At 46.1% G+C, this 18225-nt stretch carries 14 protein-coding genes and 4 tRNA genes; 1 reads left to right on the forward strand and 17 read right to left on the reverse strand.

Annotated features, from left to right (window positions below):
- From U2H13_RS19735 to U2H13_RS19760, 6 genes are all read right to left on the reverse strand, one after another.
- Complete coding sequence (locus U2H13_RS19735; protein WP_007614956.1) at positions 1 to 1626, reverse strand: ABC-F family ATP-binding cassette domain-containing protein; 1626 nt, start codon at positions 1624 to 1626, stop codon at positions 1 to 3.
- A 27-nt stretch (positions 1627 to 1653) separates the two neighbouring features.
- Positions 1654 to 2844 (reverse strand): MFS transporter, encoded by a 1191-nt coding sequence (locus U2H13_RS19740; protein ID WP_012118887.1) that lies wholly within the window; start codon positions 2842 to 2844, stop codon positions 1654 to 1656.
- Between the two features lie 18 nt (positions 2845 to 2862).
- Positions 2863 to 4185 (reverse strand): ABC transporter substrate-binding protein, encoded by a 1323-nt coding sequence (locus U2H13_RS19745; RefSeq protein ID WP_376700606.1) that lies wholly within the window; start codon positions 4183 to 4185, stop codon positions 2863 to 2865.
- Positions 4182 to 5189, reverse strand: coding sequence for a ThiF family adenylyltransferase (locus U2H13_RS19750; RefSeq protein WP_021494635.1), 1008 nt, complete (start codon positions 5187 to 5189; stop codon positions 4182 to 4184). Before U2H13_RS19750 ends, U2H13_RS19745 begins: the two co-directional genes overlap by 4 nt.
- Positions 5190 to 5420: 231 nt before the next feature.
- On the reverse strand, positions 5421 to 6839 hold the full coding sequence (locus tag U2H13_RS19755) for a cell wall metabolism sensor histidine kinase WalK (protein ID WP_021494634.1): 1419 nt from the start codon (positions 6837 to 6839) through the stop codon (positions 5421 to 5423).
- On the reverse strand, positions 6836 to 7519 hold the full coding sequence (locus U2H13_RS19760) for a response regulator transcription factor (RefSeq protein ID WP_095060437.1): 684 nt from the start codon (positions 7517 to 7519) through the stop codon (positions 6836 to 6838). The genes U2H13_RS19755 and U2H13_RS19760 overlap by 4 nt, the downstream gene beginning before the upstream one ends.
- Positions 7520 to 7732: 213 nt before the next feature.
- Between U2H13_RS19760 and U2H13_RS19765 the strand changes: the two genes are divergently transcribed.
- Positions 7733 to 8644 carry a PepSY domain-containing protein gene (locus U2H13_RS19765; protein ID WP_021494633.1) on the forward strand — a complete coding sequence of 304 codons (912 nt, stop codon included), beginning with the start codon at positions 7733 to 7735 and terminating at the stop codon, positions 8642 to 8644.
- A gap of 387 nt (positions 8645 to 9031) precedes the next feature.
- Here U2H13_RS19765 and U2H13_RS19770 read toward each other — a convergent pair whose 3' ends face one another.
- From U2H13_RS19770 to purA, 11 genes are all read right to left on the reverse strand, one after another.
- Positions 9032 to 10228, reverse strand: a complete 1197-nt coding sequence (locus U2H13_RS19770; protein ID WP_103526422.1) for a S1C family serine protease — start codon at positions 10226 to 10228, stop codon at positions 9032 to 9034.
- 86 nt (positions 10229 to 10314) lie between these two features.
- Positions 10315 to 11109, reverse strand: coding sequence for an MBL fold metallo-hydrolase (locus U2H13_RS19775; protein ID WP_004393110.1), 795 nt, complete (start codon positions 11107 to 11109; stop codon positions 10315 to 10317).
- A 14-nt stretch (positions 11110 to 11123) separates the two neighbouring features.
- Positions 11124 to 11963, reverse strand: coding sequence for a two-component system regulatory protein YycI (locus U2H13_RS19780; RefSeq protein WP_014419340.1), 840 nt, complete (start codon positions 11961 to 11963; stop codon positions 11124 to 11126).
- The gene (gene yycH / locus U2H13_RS19785) at positions 11950 to 13308 is read right to left on the reverse strand and encodes a two-component system activity regulator YycH (RefSeq protein ID WP_014419341.1); all 1359 of its coding nucleotides are present in this window, start codon (positions 13306 to 13308) and stop codon (positions 11950 to 11952) included. The genes U2H13_RS19780 and yycH overlap by 14 nt, the downstream gene beginning before the upstream one ends.
- Positions 13298 to 15133 carry a cell wall metabolism sensor histidine kinase WalK gene (walK, locus tag U2H13_RS19790; protein WP_004393106.1) on the reverse strand — a complete coding sequence of 612 codons (1836 nt, stop codon included), beginning with the start codon at positions 15131 to 15133 and terminating at the stop codon, positions 13298 to 13300. The genes yycH and walK overlap by 11 nt, the downstream gene beginning before the upstream one ends.
- Before the next feature lie 6 nt (positions 15134 to 15139).
- Positions 15140 to 15847, reverse strand: a complete 708-nt coding sequence (walR, locus tag U2H13_RS19795; protein ID WP_004393104.1) for a cell wall metabolism DNA-binding response regulator WalR — start codon at positions 15845 to 15847, stop codon at positions 15140 to 15142.
- A gap of 337 nt (positions 15848 to 16184) precedes the next feature.
- A tRNA-Phe gene (locus U2H13_RS19800) sits at positions 16185 to 16257 on the reverse strand.
- Between the two features lie 36 nt (positions 16258 to 16293).
- Positions 16294 to 16370: transfer RNA gene (locus U2H13_RS19805), tRNA-Asp, on the reverse strand.
- Positions 16371 to 16454: 84 nt separating this feature from the next.
- Positions 16455 to 16526: transfer RNA gene (locus tag U2H13_RS19810), tRNA-Glu, on the reverse strand.
- A gap of 8 nt (positions 16527 to 16534) precedes the next feature.
- A tRNA-Lys gene (locus U2H13_RS19815) sits at positions 16535 to 16610 on the reverse strand.
- A 202-nt stretch (positions 16611 to 16812) separates the two neighbouring features.
- Entirely contained in the window at positions 16813 to 18105 is a 1293-nt protein-coding gene (purA, locus tag U2H13_RS19820) for an adenylosuccinate synthase (RefSeq protein WP_022554035.1), read from the reverse strand.
- Positions 18106 to 18225: the final 120 nt, after the last annotated feature.

Here is an 18225-nt window from a genome sequence, read left to right on the forward strand (position 1 = left end):
TTATTCGGCAATCTGCCGTTTTTTTTGTTTGGCGTAACTGTATGGACCTGAAAAGATGGTGACGTTTTGATTCTCAAGCCAGAAAATCTTGTTGAACTTCTCCAGCAGGTTTCTGTCGTGAGAAACGCAGATGATGGTGCCTTGAAACTGCATCAGGCTGTTTTCGAGAATTTCCTGAGATTCAATATCCAAGTGGTTGGTCGGCTCATCCAGGATCAGGACATTCAGCTTTTTTTCCATTAAGATGGACAGCTTCAGCCTGATTCTTTCACCGCCCGACAGGACGGAAAGTTTTTTAAAGACCGACGACCCGTAAAATCCGTACTTGGCCAGCATATTCCGGGCCATGCCCTCTTCAGTCAGCAGATTTTCTTTAAAGAATTGCAGAATCGTCTGACTCGAATCTCCGACGTGGCTCTTTTGATCAATGTAGCCTATCTTAAGATTTTCCCCCACTTTAATGGTGCCGTCCGACAGTTCTCTTTCCCCGATGATGCAGCGGATCAGCGTTGTTTTGCCGACGCCGTTTCTGCCGACGATGCCGATTCTGTCTTTATGCTTTATGCGCAGGTTCACATTTTGATATAAAAGGGAAGATCCGTTGGTCACCTTTCCGTTTTCAATGAACACAATATCTTTTGAACCGGCGCCCGCTTCCTGAAATGCGTTTTTTAATTTTTGCTCCGTCCGGACCGGCTTATTGATCAGCTCAATCCTTTTCAGCGCCTTTTCCATATTATTCGCGCGTCTGTGCAGGCCGACAGACGGCGGATTCGAGCGGTTGGCCCAATCTCTCAGCTGGGCGATGGATTCCTTCATCTTCTGTATTTTTCTCTGCTGTTCTTCATATTTCTCAAACTGGGCGATGATGAATTCTTCCCGCTTTTTCAAGTATTCGCTGAATCCGTAAGGCCAAATCTTCACCTCGGTATCGTCAATCTCGAGCACCTTCATCGCCGTTTGATCGGCAAACGTTTTATCGTGGGTCGTAAACAGAATGGTTTTGTTCGATTTTTTAATAAACCCTTCAAGCCACTCAATCGCATGGACGTCCAAATGGTTGGTCGGCTCGTCCAGCAGTATAACGTCGTCGTTGCGGATTAAAATTTCAGCAAGGCCGGCTTTTGTCTTTTCGCCGCCGCTCAGCTTTGAAAACGGCTGATCCTTTAATTCGCTGAGGCTGAGCCCATTGCATACTTCATCAATCATCGCATGCATCTGGTAGCCGTTGTTCCGCTCAAATGTTTCCGTGTATTGACTGTACTTTTCCAATAAAGCAGTCAGCTCGTCATCACTCATCGGTTCCGAAAGCTTCAGCTCAATGGCCTTCATTTCCTTCTGGATCGCCGCGAGAGCTTCAAACGATTTTTCCAGATATTGATACAACGTCAGATCCTCATGGGGATCAGCGATCTGCTTCAGCAAACCGACCTTCGCCCCTTTGTTGATCGCAATCGTTCCTTCATCTGCCTCAAGCTCTCCGGAAAGCACCCTGAACAGCGTGCTTTTGCCGGAACCGTTCGGCCCGGCCACAAGCACTTTCTCTCCTTCATTGATGAAGAAAGAAACTTGTTTGAAAATCGTATCTCCCGCTAGGTTTACCGTAAGATTATGAATATTCAGCAACTCACATCATCCCTTTGTCATTCTGGTTCAAAGCTCGACTTTATTCTGGATGGCGACGCTCGCTTTCAGTTTGTAAAAGCTGAGCATCATAAACAGCGACAATAAGATGGATAATACCCCGATTGCGGTCAGCAGCAAAGCTGAATCAAAATAGTCCGTTAAGAATCCGATAAACGGAAAGGCAATGAACATGAAGAGCGAGGTCATCAAACTGATAATGGACAGCAGCGTTGCTCTCGTTCTGGACGGAATCTCATTATTCACCACCTGACTGGATACGGGTTCTATCACATCATAGAGCGCGTTAATGACGACAAAAGCTGCAATCGTCACGTACAGACTGCCCGAAGGTATAAACAGATAGGCCGCCCCGATGATGCAGAATGTCAGCAGAAGCACGCGCCTCGGCGTGAATTTTTCCGCCGGCTTGGAAGAAAAGATGGAGCACAGCGCCTGCAAGATGGACAGTCCCGCAAAAATAATGGATATATTGCGCACGGACAGCCCTTCCTGACTTAACAAATCTTGTCCGTACATATAAAAAACCGATGTAATCGCAAAGAAAACGGAGAGTGACAGCACCAGATATTTAAAGGCTTTGTTCAGCCTGAAGAAATCTTTGACTTCTTTTAAGATGTCACCGACCGTCTGCGTTTCGTGTTCACTGTTTTCAAATTTGATTTCCGTCAGCTGTGTAATGACCGCCATCGCAATCAGCTGAGTGACAATCCCGGCGATAAACACATACGACCATGATATTTCCTGCAAGTAGCCGCCGATGCCCATGGCAATCGCAAGACCGAGTATGACAAGTCCGTTATAATTTCCGATGGATTTGCCGTACCACTTTTCTTTCCCTTGTTCTTTCAGTGAATCAAACAAAAAGGCGTGATCCGTTCCTGATATAAACGTCAGCCCGATACCGTATATAATATGGGCGATGAAGAGGGCGATGAAGTTATGGAAGCTCAGGAACATCACCAAATAGATAATGACCATAAAATGGCCGAGCAAGAGCGATTTTTTTCTCCCGATTCTGTCCGAGATGACGCCGCTCGGCACTTCCGCCAGAAACATCGCCAAATTCAGGACCGATTGCAGGATGCCCACAAGAAACAATGAATAATTCATGCTTGTTAAATATAAAATCCAAATTCCCCGTTCAAAAAAGAAGTTTCCGAAAAAACCGGAGAAGTAAAGCAAATTTCGATTCCGCAAATGAATACCCCTTTCCAGCTATCTGCATTTAACATCATGAACAGAAAGGAGCCCGTCAGTCTTTACACTAAAACCCTCTATACATGGATCTTGCAGATACAGACTTTTCCCAAAACAAATTGGGCAATAATGAGTTGTATTCTCGAATAACCCAAAAAGTTCCTTCTTTTTTTCAGATCCTATGGCATCAATGATCGTTTTTTTCTTCTCCGGATCGCTGATGTCGCGGATGAAATATTTGATATAGCTCAGCTCATGCATGTAAGCCGGCAGGAACAAATGGAGCTCAATATCAAACCCGCTTTTATCCATATGGTAATAATCATTGAAATGACTGACGCGGGAGACGGATACGTCCGCTCCGGCCCGCCGAAACAGATCAGCCAGCCTTTCAATGATCTCTCCGTTGGGATAATAATCGGCATAAACGATTCGGATCGGTTCTTCTTTTGTCAAAAGGGGCGGATCTTTCTGCGGTGTCCTCCCGCTTTCCCATATACCGATTAGTGAATCAGTCGGTGTGATGATATGCCCCAAATCCCCGGCCAGCTTTTGTTTATCAAAATAATGCTGAATGAAAGTTCTCAGCATGTCGTCCTTTACCTTGAAGGTAAATAACATCGGCAAATGATTTTCTTTAAAATCAGCATATTGCCGATACCTCATGTTTGAATGATGAAACTGGGTGTGGCAGGTCACGTCCGTTTGATTCGCTTCGTACAGCCCGATGCTTTTTTCCAGATCATCATTCAAAATAAATTGGATGGTCTGAACCGTGCGGTGATCCGCGGGCGTCATTTTATATTGCGGATTCCGCTCAAATTCCAGCCCCTTTTCAAACGTTCGCTTGAATCGGTACGGGCCGTTTTCCGGCACATCGCCCCCGGCGGTCCCCGGAATCAGAAAGCTGCTCTGCAAAACGGATTCTATTTCATCAGACGGCTCGTCCAAGGTGACTTCAAAGCGTTTTTCGCCCGTTACGTTCACCCCGAGCTGATCGGATGAGACGAGGCCTTTTACATACGGAACGGCCTGTTTTATGTTCAGGAAACTGCCGAGATGGGGACTTTGGTTTTCTTTTGTCAGATGATAGATGATCGTTTGAACCACACCCTCGGCGTCACCTAAATAGTCCGGGTGAATGTCCACCTGACAGGTGCGGGGATCTTTGCGGATGATCCGGCAGTTATAGCCGTCCTGCAGGCTTTCATACATAATGCTGCAAATCATCTTGCTTGTGTAATCCTGCGTATCTAATGGGTTCAAGCGTATCGGGCTTGTGTCGATTTCTATTTTCAGAGGGTCGCCCGGTTTTCTCGCCGTACGATGCATCGTCTTCATAAAGCGCTTTCCTTTTGAGAAAGCTTCGTTTCTGTAATATGAAGGCCGTCAAAGTCCAGGCCGATGCGGGTATTCAGGGATTTCGGGCTTCCGCCTGCAAGGTATGTGATAATGTCATGAGACATAAACGAGGATATAATACCGTTTGTCGCTCCTAAGGAACCTTTGATCGGTTCATCGGGGTAACAGTTCAGAAGTCCGGCCGGCATGTTTTTTTCATAAGTGACGCCGGATTGATAGGATTCAGGCGTGAGCAGAGGCCCCCATTGGCCGCTGAAGCTGCCGACACCCCCGGTCATAAACGCGATATTCCGCTCCTTACAATACCGGTAAACCCATTCAGAAATGTTATGGGGTTTGTCAGCGGCATTTATGACGATATCAATTTCATACGGATCTAACACACGCAGGTCCTGCGGCTGTGTAATTTCCTGATGGTAAAGTGCTGCGTCCGCATGGGGATTGATACCCGCAATATAATCTCTGCATTCTGAGATCTTTAATTTGCCTACAGAAGATTTATTATAGACGAATTGTCTGTTCAGGTTATGTACTGATACGGCATCGAAATCAATGAGAATAAAATGCTGCATGCCCGCCGCCAGAAGGTTTTGAAGAATGATCGTTCCGACGCCCCCCAGACCCACGATCGCTGCCCTGCTGCCGTCTAATCTGTTTTGGATCAGATTGGGGTTTTGGTTGTATTTCTCAAAATGGTACAGCTGCTTTTCAGTGATGCGGCCTTCACGGCCGTTTTGCCATGGCTCTATTAAAGCATCCAATTTCATTAACGCATCGAAAAACTGGTTTCCCGCTTCCTCTCCCAGAAGATCAGAAAGCTCTTGTTTTTCACAGCCGGTGATCAGCCGTTCAACCGCCTCTTTGATCTCACTCGTATGCGCAAGCTTAATCGCCTTTCGATATTGAATGATAATATGCGCCGTGTAGGTCAGCACCTGCACGCTGTCTTTAAACTTCCAGCGCTTACAGTCAGTTGACATCATGACATACCCCCTGAAAGATAATAACTCCCCAATGAGGGGAGTCACGGCTTTACTAGCAGCGATGCACCAAGCTTGCTGTTTCTGTATCAAGATCAAGTTCTTCAATCTTCATCAGTACACACCCCCTTTACCAATAACTAGATATTATCATCAATATTGGAAAAGGACAAGTTATTTTTTGAAAATTTAGAATTTATATATAAATTGTGATATTTCTTCCTGCTTCCCGGTTTATCCCGGCAGCCGGATGATGAACACGGAGCCTTTTCCCTGCTCACTTTTCACTTCAATTGTTCCGTTATGGCTGTCGATAATGGTTTTTGTAATGGCAAGACCCAGCCCCGCGCCGCCGGATTGACGGGATCGGGAGGTTTCCGCCCTGTAAAACCGGTCAAACAAATGAGGCACATGCTCCGGAGCGATTCCCGTTCCGTTATCCGCAATCATAAGCATGATTCCTCCGTCTTTCTGCAGGGAGACGGTGATGACACCCGTGTCTTCATCCGTATGCTGCACCGCATTGTAAAATAGATTGAGAATGACCTGCTTCATTTTGTCTTTGTCAAAAACGGATTCTATCTTTTGATCGACAAAGAACTCGAGCTTCCGGTTTCTCGCGAGCAGCTTCAGCTGAGCCTCCATTTCCAAAATGACGTCTCCCAATGCGCCTTTTTTCATTTCAAAGCTCGGCACCCGGTCAATCTTCGCGAGAAACAGAAGATCCTCTATCAGCTTATTTGCCCTGGCGGATTCCGCGTACATGCTTTGAAGCGCTTTTTCTTTCTGCTCCGGCTTCTCCGCCGCTCCGCGCATTAAAATTTCGATAAAGCCGTGAATGGAGGTAAGCGGCGTTCTCAGCTCATGTGATGCATCTGATACAAACTGCCGGATTCGTTCTTTCGCTTCTTTTTCCGCCTGAAAAGAGGTTTCAATCCGTTCCAGCATCTGATTGATGGAGATGCCCAATGACTCAATTTCGGCCTGCTTCCTATCGATCGGCAGCCGTTTATCGAGACTGCCGGCATTAATGTCACCCATCATACGCACAATGCGGGACAGCGGCTTGAGTGTGAGCCGGATCACCGGCAAGAAAACAAACAGTCCGATGACCAAAGCCGCAAAGGAAAGCACCGCGAAAATGCTGATCTGGCGGAAAAGCGAATCATTCAGAGGCTGGGTCAGCGTGCTCATCTGCACAACTCCCGCCTGCCTGCCGTCAACGGAAATCGCCTGAAACACGACGATGATTTCCTCACCCGCCTTATTGTGAGCCACCTGATAGTGAAGCGCCATTGTATCTGTCAGCGCATCCTGATACACTTTTTTCGGGAAAGAAGGAGCGGCCCCCGCGTGCGGGTCTTCTGATAAAACAGACATCTTGTATGATTGATTGATAAAAGCAACCGTCACCCCTGGGTAAATCAAATTCGGATGAGCCGATGTTTCGGAACGGGCAAGGGTTTTGATTGACCTCCATACGCTTTGATCCATTGAATTGATATAACTCTGAATGCTGATCGCCTGATTTTCATACATCGTCCGTGTCATAAACATGTACTGAGTGCCGCCGATGAAACATAACAGCAAGGCCAAAATCGCCAGTGACCTGAACAGGAGCTGGAATCGCAGGGTTCTGTACAGCCGTTTCATGCCAGATCCACCCTGTACCCGGCGCCCCGAACCGTGCGAATCACCTTGTGTTCTTTGTCCTTCAGCTTTTCGCGCAAAGAACGGATGTACACCTCGACGATATTGTCTTCCCCGTAAAAATCATAGCCCCATACCTGATCGAGAATCCTCGTTTTGCTGAGAACCGTTCCGTGGCGGAGCACTAAACATTTCAGCAGTTCATATTCGGTGGCGGACAGCTTCAAAGGCTGTTCATTGTAAAAAATCTCTCTGCTCCGGTCATCGATTCGGAAGGGGCCGAGCACCACCTCATCGAAAAGATGCGGAAACTGGTTGCGGATTCTTGCGTAAATTCTGGCAAGCAGCTCCTCAAAGCTGAACGGTTTGATCATGTAATCATCAGCGCCTTCAATCAGCGCCTTTACGCGAAACTCTACTTCATCCTTCGCGGTCAGCATGATGATGGCGGTATTGCTTGTTTTCTTAAGCATCCTTGACAGCTCAAGCCCATCCATTCCCGGCATCATCACGTCCAAAACGGCAATATGAGGCTGAAATGTTTTCACAAGATTCATCGCCGACATCCCGTCTGCCGCGGACATCACTTCAAACCCTTCATTGACAAGCCCCATCGTTAAAAAATCAATGATGGCGGGCTCGTCGTCTACAATCAGCACCTTGATGCCTTTCAACTTATCCATGATGCAGTCTCTCCTTAGATGTATCAGCCTGTGTTTATTTTTTTCGCTTCCCCTTCTATTATTCGCTTTTATCTGAAACAAAACTGAATCTAAGCTGAAAATCCGCTGAATTCAGGAAGTTTTCAGCTTAGATTCATGTTGTTTTCAGTTTGGGTCTTTACAATAAGCCTTAGTTGGGAAGCCAACAATGAAATGTTTAAGGAGGAATATATGATGGGAATTACAAAAGTTTTATCAGGAGCTGCACTGGGGACCATACTTTCAATCAGTTCTTTAACTTCAGCGCATGCGGCTGTCATTCATAAGGATGACGCAGCGCAGACGAAAGTGGAAACGAAACAGCAGGCTTCCGTTTCTATCTCTAAAGCGAAAGAGACCGCATTGAAAAACTGCAGCTGCAAAGGCGCCGTTCAATCAGCGCAAATGAAAAAAGTCAACGGCGCTTACGTATATGTTGTCAACGTCCTTGACGTAAAAGGAAAGCAGCACACCGTCAATGTCAACAGCTCCAGCGGAAAAGTCGTGAAACACCAAATTGAAAAGAAACAGCAATTCATCTCAAAATCCGGCGCTGAAAAAATCGCCGTGAAGAATTGCAAAGGAACAGTGAAGTCTTCTGAGCTGAAGACCGAACATAACGCTATGGTTTACGTGGTTCAGGTGTCAGGACAAGACGGGAAGCTTCACACATTCCATATCAATTGTAAAAACAGCAAAATCGTCAAACATGATATAAAGAATAACCAGCAACACATGACCCGTGCAAAAGCGGAATCGTTCGCACTCAGCCATTGCAAAGGCGCTGTGAAATCCGCTCAAATGAAAAAAGAAAACGGCGTATCAGTCTATGTTGTCAGCATATTCGGCCAGGACGGCAAGCTTCATACGCTCCACATGGACGGCAAAAGCGGAAAAGTCCTGAAAGAAGAAGTGCAGAAAAAACAAGTGATGATCGCTTCTAAAAAAGCGCATTCCATCGCGCTCAGCCATTGCAAAGGCGCTGTTAAATCGTCTGAAATGAAGAAAGAAAACGGCGTCTACAAGTACATCGTGAAAATCACTGCCCAAAACCATACGGAACAAACGGTGAAAGTAAACGCTCAAAACGGAGCCATCTGTAAATAACAAAAAATAAGCTGCCGGCAGTTTCATCTGCCGCTTCAATTCAGCAGCACCAGTCTGTTTCAATCACAAAGTTCTAAGTTCATGTCTACCTTTTTCTAAATATACCCATTTTTAACTGAACGTGTTGTGACCCACGTTCAGTTCTTTTTTATGGCTTCTGAAAAAAGGCATAAAAAAAGCGCCCTGAAAAAGGACGTTTGATATGACATGTTTCATGTTCTTAAATTCTGCATTCTAAAATAATTCTTCCTTCACATTCACCTTCAATTTCATTCAATACGATGATCACATCAGCCGTTTTCATGTGTTTCACCTCCCCGTTTTCATAATAGTATAATATTAACAAATAAATCAATAAAAAACAGCCCGGATGTCCGGGCTGTTTTTTTATTTCTGTAATCGATCCGCTTCTGTCAGTTTGACTTCCGCTGTTTTTTTCTTTCCCGAACGGTAGAACGTGATGTTCACACGGTCGCCGATCTTTTTGCGATACAGGCGCTCACGGAGATCCACAACGTCATTGACCTTATGTCCGTCGAACCCGGTGATCACGTCGAGCTTTTTCAAACCCGCTTTTCCGGCCGGTGAAAACGCGTCGACACCCATAATGACCGCCCCGGTTTTAATGCCTTTCGGAAGTTTCAGCGTCTGGCTCCAATGGTAGCTCGCAATATCCGTTAAGGATTTCATCTCAATACCGAGGAAAGGCCGTCTGACTTCTCCGTATTTTTCTAAATCCTGAATAACGGGAATGACAAGCTTTGACGGGATGGACAGGCCGATGCCTTCAACGGCGGATTCAGCGATCTTCATTGAATTGATGCCGACCACCTTGCCCGATATATTCATCAAAGCGCCTCCGCTGTTGCCGGGATTAATCGCGGCGTCGGTCTGCAGCACTTCCGCATTCCAATCCGGCTGTCCGTCGCCGTTTGAGTCAACGGGCACTGCCCTTTCCGTGCCTGAAATGATCCCCTGTGTCACTGATCCCGCAAATTCAAGCCCGAGCGGATTTCCGATCGCAATGACCGGTTCTCCGACTTTGACCTGATCAGAATTGCCGAACTGGGCGGCCGATTTGATTTTATCAGACTTCACCTTCAGCACGGCAAGATCCATCAGACGGTCGCTCCCGATCAGCTCAGCAGGCACGCGTGAGCCATCCTTCAGGCTGATCTCAATTTCAGTCGCACCTGCAATGACATGGTGATTGGTTACGATATAAGAAGTGTTTCCGTTCTTTTTGTAAATGACGCCCGACCCGCTTCCCGCTTCGCCGCCCTCTCCCCAAATATCGGTCTTTTGGATATTGAGAACACCGACTACCGAATCTGATACACGGCTGACCATATTCGTGACAGCATCGTTGACATTTACGTTGACTGTTTTCACCTGTTCGCTGCCGAGACGCTGGCTGGTGCTTTTGCTGCTTTCTCCATGGTCTCCGCCTGTCCAGTACGGCAGCAGGAAAGCCATGAGCGCGGCCCCGACGATGACGCCGATCAGACTTGATAGAAAGTACCCTCTCTTGCTGCGGCGGGGCTGTTCGGAGGCGTACTGTTCATCATCGCGATTATAATCCACCCTATCTCAAATCCTTTCAAGAGTACTCGATTTGCTTATAGTGTGGGTCAGATCGCGGATTAATAATCATGATTCATTTGGAAAAATTACACGGCGCACAGCGGCGTCGGGATTTTCGGATCGGTATCAAATAACTGAAACGTTTCCCCGGCGACAAATCCTTTCGCAGCCAATGTCTGCTGCACGGACATTCTCGCCAGTTCCTTCATATTATTGTCCTGGCTCAGATGCGCCAAATAGATGCGCGATGTGCCGTCGCCGATGACATCAGTCATGGCGAGGGCCGCGTCTTCATTCGAGACGTGGCCGACATCGCTTAAAATCCGCCGCTTAATGCTCCAAGGGTATCTGCCCATTTGCAGCATGCCGACATCATGGTTGCTTTCAAACACAAACACATTGGCCGAACGGATAATGCCTTTCATTCTGTCGCTCACATACCCGGTGTCCGTCATCAGCGCGAGCTTTCTGCCTTGGTAGTGGAAAACATAAAACATCGGCTCAGCCGCGTCATGAGAGACGCCGAATGACTCAACATCAAGCCCGCCGAAGGATTTCACGCTTTCCATCGGGAACAAAAACTTTTGTCCGGTATCCAGCTTGCCGATCTGATTCTCCATCGCTTTCCACGTCTTTTCATTCGCGTAGACGGGAAGACCGTACTTTCTCGCAATGACGCCGAGCCCTTTAATATGGTCGCTGTGCTCGTGAGTGACAAAGATGCCGTCGACGTCGTCTATCTTGCGGCCGATTCTCTCCATCAGCCCGTCCATCGCTTTACCGCTCAGGCCGGCATCCACCAGAAAAGAGTGCTCCTCTGTCTCCAGATAAAACGCGTTTCCGGTACTCCCGCTCGCAAGCACGCTAAATTGCAAGCCCATTGTGTCTCACTCCATTATTTATTTTGATTGTTATCAATGACTGTGCTTTCCAATGCGTTCACAGTGTACGTTTGCAGTGTCTTTTTCTTCGTCCCTTTTGACTTATCTTCAATTGTAATTCTCCATACCGGCGCCAGCACCTGCGTACTTGTCAGCGGATATTGGGCAATATAGCCGAACTTAACGCTTTTAACGGCGCAATTCGCTTTTAAGTAATTTTGAGAATACAATAATTCGACCGCATCCAGCTCAGGAATCAGGCTCTCCGTCTGGATTCGCTTGAATGACTCCAGCATGGTCTGCTCGTAAGATACGACCTCGTTTTTATCGTTCAGATGCAGAATCACCTGTCCGATCGCATCCGTGGACGAGTCAAAATCCTGATAAATAAACTGGCCGTCATACATCTGGTAAAAAATGATTTGTTTTTTATCCTTGTCGACTTTCCACAGTTTATATTTTTCACCGCCGGTTACTTTAGAGCTGACGAGCGATTCCGCATCCTCCTGCGTTTTTTGCTTCGATAAACCGACCGGATCGGTAAATTTCATTTTCAGCGTCGTAACCTTGTGATCATCCGCCGGCATCTCCATTAAAGGCTTTTGATCTTTCAAAGCATCAATATCTTCGGCGGTAAATACCTTTTGGCCCGCCGTCAGCCGGTAGCCCGTCGCGGAATCAGAAGACAGGTTGCCGAATGTGATATGATCCATTTCCATGTCTTTTTCCACGTTTGAATTTTTAATCACTTCGTATTCACTGCTCGAGCGTTTTTCAAAAAACTGATAGCCGAGAAAAATATCGAGGATGAGGAAGGCAATGATGAAGATCGTTTTTGTCTTATTCCACTCCATTATCGTCCTCCTCCTTCCCCAGCAGATCTTTCGTAATCGGGACGATCTTCCCGTTGATTTTCATACTCCAGACGGGTTCCAGTTCAACGAGATCATTCGTTGATGAAGAAACCATTTGATAGGACAGGAAGATCTGGTCGATTTTATTCACGTCGTATTTATCCTGCTGCTCCAGCAGAGACACAACCTCATTGCCGTTCATCATTTTTACGTCTTTTGTTTTAATCGGATTCGGTCCGAGAACATAGTTCGGCCGCTTGTAGCTGAGAACCTCGTCATTGGCCCATTGCAGGGTCAAAACAGGTCCGGAGCCGAAAGGCTTAGACGTGCTGTTGATCACGGGCATTTGATCTTTAAACATGTAGAAACTCAGCTGCTGGTTATCACTCACATTGAAAAATTGATAATGATCCGTCCAGCTTCCCGTATCCTCTAAATATTTATAACTTTTCTTAATCAGCTCGCCTGTTTGATAAGAAGCGCTTTGTGCCAGGTTCCGATGCTGGAATTGAATCTGCCGCTGTGTCGAATTGATTTCCAGACGGCTGATTCCGTCAGTCAGCACATTCCGATTGTAATTCGGGTCTTCTCTGACCGTGCTCGGATCATTAAAAAGCGTCTGCTTAAACAGGTTCGTCTTAATGGTTTCAGTGATAAATTCTTTTTCCTTCATATTAAATCGCGCATTCGGCATGAGAAATTCTTTGCTTTTTCCGACCGAATAGAGGTGGTATAACGGCATACTCGACTTTTTGCTGTACAGCTCATTCATCAGATTGCGGTAATTCGCCGATTCCACAGTCACTTCCAAAATCAGCTGCTTGCTGTATGAGACCATGTAAATCTTCTTATTCGTCTTATTCTCATTAAACGGAATGACAATATGGTCAAATGAGCTGTATTCCATTGACGGATTCGACCATTTAAACATCGTTTGGAAGAAATCAATCGGAATGGTGTCATTGAATTGCAGATCGAGCTTTGCCGAATTGCCGTTTCTGCCGTAAAGCCAATTTTTAAAACCGAGCTTGTCGTATTGATCGGAAATATCCTTCATCCCTTTTACTTCCCATTGCGGCAAATCCGCCCACAGGTCATTAAAGAGCGTCTCATCATTCACTTTGTAATGAGAGCCGTTTGTATGAATAAACATATCCCGGGGTTTTACCGTTTGCGACACTTTTTGGCTCGTTTTGTCAATTTTATGCTTTTCCCGGACAGTCGATTTGGTTGAGGCCGTGCCTTCTGAAAAATTGGGCTGGAATGTCCAAATTCCCCATGTTAAAACAAGACTAATGACGACCAGCACTGACAGTATGACTGTTTTTATATTTTCACGCCTCATCCCAATCATCCTCTTGCTCTTCTTTATATGGAAGAGTAAATGTAATCTTCGTTCCTTTGCCTTCTACACTGTCGGCCCAAATGTCTCCGCCGTGCGCCTGAACCATCTCTTTTGCAATCGCAAGGCCGAGTCCGGTGCCGCCGAGTTTTCTTGTGCGCGCTTTATCCACTCTGTAGAAACGGTCAAAGACTTTTTCCACATCTTTTTTCGGAATGCCGATACCTTCATCTTTTACGCTGATATAAAGCAGCTCTTCTTTCTCATTCACATCGACTGAGAAAGTGACATGTCCGCCTTCCGGTGAGTATTTCAGTGCGTTAGAAATGATATTATCGAGAACCTGCGTCACTTTATCCTGATCAATCTCCACGTACAGATTTCTGTCCGGAAGCTCGCGGATAAATTCGACATGCTGTTCTTTCGTCATTTCAAAACGATCGATAATCAGTGACATAAAGCGGATCATATGAATCCACTCCCGATTAAACTGATAATCTTTGCTGTCGAATTTAGAAAGCTGAAGCAGGTCGTTCACCAATCTGATCATGCGCTCAGTCTCATTTTGGGTCACCATTAAGAAACGCGGAGCGATATCTTTGTTTTCCCACGCGCCTTCTGCAAGCGCCTCTAAATAGCTTCGCATGGTCGTCAGCGGTGTCCGCAGCTCATGAGACACGTTGGCAACGAACTCTCTGCGCTCCCGATCGAGTTTTTCCTGTTCGGTGACATCATAAAGAACCGCGATTAAACCGTCGATTTTTCCGTGCTCTCTCTGAATAACGGAAAAATTCACCCGCAGTACAGTCGTTTCATCGTCACGTTCGATCTCCAGCAGCATTGAATCCTGCTGTTCTACTAAATCCTCAAATGTAAAGTTCTCTTTTATGCCCAATAAAGACGTAATCGGCATCTCTAAAGCCGTTTCACGTGAAACATTCAGCAGCTCAAGCGCAGGGCTGTTTAAAAGAATAATAGCCCCGTTGCGATTCGTTGCGATGACACCGTCCGTCATATACGCGATAACGGAAGAAAGCTTTCTTCTCTCCCCTTCCGTCATGGCTTGGGCATCTTCAAGTTCTCTCGTCAGATGGTTGAACGTCGTTGCGAGCTGACCGATTTCATCATGCCCGTATTTCCGCACCTTTCTGGAGAAATTCCCTTTTGCCAGTTCCATCGCCTGCTTACGCATATCTGACAGCGGATGGGTAATGGTGCGGGCGAGAAAAATACCGAGAAGAGCCGTCAGAACAAGGGCTAAGCCTGTTCCTGAAGCAAGAATCGAGTTGACGGTTTTCATCTGGTTAAAGGTATCTTCCATACTGGCCACGACATATATCGCGCCGACAACTTCCTGATTCTCTGTGACGACAGGTTTCGCTGAAATCAGCACTCTGTTTTTGCTTTTAGGATCATAATATTTTTTTGAATAGGCCTGTTTTGTTGAGAAAATCCGTTTAAAAATCGGGTCAGTCGTCTGTTTCCCCGCTATTTCCTCGCCATAAGGCCTCGAAGAACCGACGACCTCATAGCTTTTATCAACAAATGTAATCTCCCGTATTTCATTATTTTTCGTAAAATCATTTAAAATCCGTTTGACGTCATCTTTAATGACGGTGCTGTCATTGTCTCCTTTATATTCCTGCTCAATATAATAGGAAAGATTGTCAATCCGCTGATTTAACGATAATTCATAGGACTTGAGAAGAGAATTCTCCACCTGTTTCACAAAGTACACGCCGATAATCTGCATGGCGATGATAATGAGAAGCACATAGATCAGCGTGATCTTAAACTGAATCGACCGAAAAAAACCAACCTTATTCATCGCCGGTTAGTCCTGTTCAGGATTTCTCAAGTAATAACCGACACCCCGTCTTGTGACGATCCAGTTCGGATGGCTCGGATTATCCTCGATTTTCTCGCGAAGGCGGCGTACTGTTACATCCACCGTTCTCACGTCACCGAAATAGTCATAGCCCCACACAGTCTGCAGCAGATGCTCACGCGTCATAACCTGTCCGATATGTTTGGCTAAGTAATGAAGCAATTCAAACTCACGATGAGTCAGCTCGATCGTTTCTTCTCTTTTTGATACGACATAAGCGTCAGGGAAGATCACGAGAGAACCGATATGAATGTCATTAGAAGCTGATTCTTCCTCAGCCGGCGCAACCGTAAGCTGGCGGCGCAGGTTCGCTTTGACGCGGGCCAGAAGCTCACGCGTGCTGAAAGGCTTCGTGACATAGTCATCCGCTCCGATTTCAAGCCCGATGACCTTGTCAATCTCCGAGTCTTTTGCCGTCAGCATAATAATCGGCATATCATATTTTTTCCGGACTTCCCGGCACACTTCAACTCCGTCTTTATTCGGAAGCATAATATCTAAAAGAATTAAATCAGGCTGAAGCTCCTCCACCATTTCCACGGCTTCGTTTCCGTCGTACGCACAATGCACGTCATAGCCTTCTTTTCTTAAATTAAACTCTAATATATCTGCAATCGGTTTTTCATCATCGACTACAAGGATTTTCTTATCCATCATCTTGATTTTCCTCCTGCCAGAATGACTTCATTTCATCTATTGATGTTTCATGATGATCACAATTCGGATCATGAAAAACGTTCCCCGTCTATTATAACGGTTTCAGGTCAAAAGATAAAAAAATTAAAGAGAACAGCGCAAAAACGTATTGAACTGCCATCCTTTTGTCATGTTTTTTATTTTCTTTTAAAAAATAATATTTTTTTGAAACCTCACGAAAAAAAACGCCGTCTAGTGTTTGACGTCTTCTTCTGGGCCGGCTGAAAAGCCGGCTCTCCCTTTTTTTATAACAAAAGAAAAAACGCACCTACTATTGCAGATGCGTTTGGGTAAGTGGCTCGGGACGGAATCGAACCGCCGACACACGGATTTTCAGTCCGTTGCTCTACCAACTGAGCTACCGAGCCAGATGTTTCTTTTCTATACTATAAAGTAAAGTAAAATGGCGGTCCGGACGGGACTCGAACCCGCGACCTCCTGCGTGACAGGCAGGCATTCTAACCAACTGAACTACCGGACCTTACAGTAATTTGTCCGGAGAGCCGTATCGTGGCGGCCCTCCGAGGACAAATAAGGAGTTAGCAATAACGCTAAAGTAAATCAATGACCCGTACGGGATTCGAACCCGTGTTACCGCCGTGAAAGGGCGGTGTCTTAACCGCTTGACCAACGGGCCATAAAAAGTGGTGAGCCATGAAGGACTCGAACCTTCGACCCTCTGATTAAAAGTCAGATGCTCTACCAACTGAGCTAATGGCTCTTGATGTGTCGGATTATGTATCATAGAGCATTCAGACAAAAGCTTTCTTGCAGTACTCTATTGAAGCTGTTCCGTAACAACGAGATTTATAATATCATAGAACATTCGAAAGTGGCAACTACTTTTTTGAAAAAAATCTATTATTTTTTTCCTACATAAAAAAACAAGCCTCCGTGACCGGAGGCTTGTTTGCTGCAAATTCTTAGTTAGCGCGGTATACACTGCGGATGACGTTCGTTTGTGAACGGTCGGGACCGACAGAGAAAATAGAAAGCGGAATACCTGTCAGCTGAGACACGCGTTCCAGATAATGGCGCGCATTTTCAGGAAGATCGCTTAATGTTTTTGCGCCTGTGATATCTTCCGTCCAGCCAGGCATTTCTTCATATACCGGTTCACACTCTGCGAGAGCTTTCAGACTTGCCGGGAATTCTTCAATCACTTCACCTTTGTAGCGGTAAGCGACACAGATTTTCAATGTTTCAATGCCAGTCAGCACATCGATTGAGTTCAGAGAAAGATCTGTGATTCCGCTGACGCGGCGGGCATGGCGGACAACAACGCTGTCAAACCAGCCGACACGGCGCGGACGGCCTGTCGTTGTGCCGTATTCGCGTCCGACTTCACGGATTTGATCTCCGATTTCATCTTTCAGCTCAGTCGGGAAAGGACCGTCACCGACACGGGTTGTGTACGCTTTAGATACACCGACGACGTGCTGGATTTTTGTCGGGCCTACGCCTGAACCGATCGTCACCCCTCCGGCGACCGGGTTGGATGAAGTGACAAACGGGTATGTCCCTTGGTCGATATCAAGCATAACCCCTTGAGCGCCTTCAAATAAAACGCGGCGGCCTTCATCCAGCGCGTCATTTAAGACGACGGATGTATCGCATACATACTTTTTAATCTGCTGGCCGTATTCATAATACTCATCCAGAATATCTTCAATTTTGAAGCCTTCCGTTTCATACATTTTTTCAAGCAGACGGTTTTTCTCTTCAAGGTTCCGTTCAAGCTTTTCTGCAAACACGTCACGATCTAGCAGGTCTGCGATCCGGATGCCGATCCGCGCCGCTTTGTCCATATAAGCAGGTCCGATGCCTTTTTTCGTTGTGCCGATCTTGTTGGCCCCTTTGCGTTCTTCCTCTACTTCATCCAGTTTCAGATGGTATGGAAGAATGACGTGGGCTCTGTTGCTAATTCTCAAGTTATCCGTGCTCACATTGCGCTCATGAAGATACGCAAGCTCCGTTACGAGCGCTTTCGGATCAACAACCATTCCGTTCCCGATGACACACGCTTTATCTTTATAAAAAATTCCTGATGGGATTAAATGAAGCTTGTACGTGACTCCATCAAACTTGATGGTATGTCCTGCATTGTTTCCGCCTTGATAACGTGCGATCACTTCTGCATTTTCTGATAGGAAATCTGTAATTTTACCTTTTCCTTCATCGCCCCACTGCGTACCTACTACGACTACTGAAGACATATATCCGTGCACCTCCGTTAACCTTTCAAAACGATATCTCATTCAAACAAATTAAGTGTATCAGTGCCGAAACAGAAAGTCAATCGTAAATCCGAACATTTAAATCTTATCAATCTATAT

It is taken from the genome of Bacillus sp. A1 (assembly GCF_042296235.1).
GTDB classification, from domain to species: Bacteria; Bacillota; Bacilli; order Bacillales; family Bacillaceae; genus Bacillus; species Bacillus velezensis.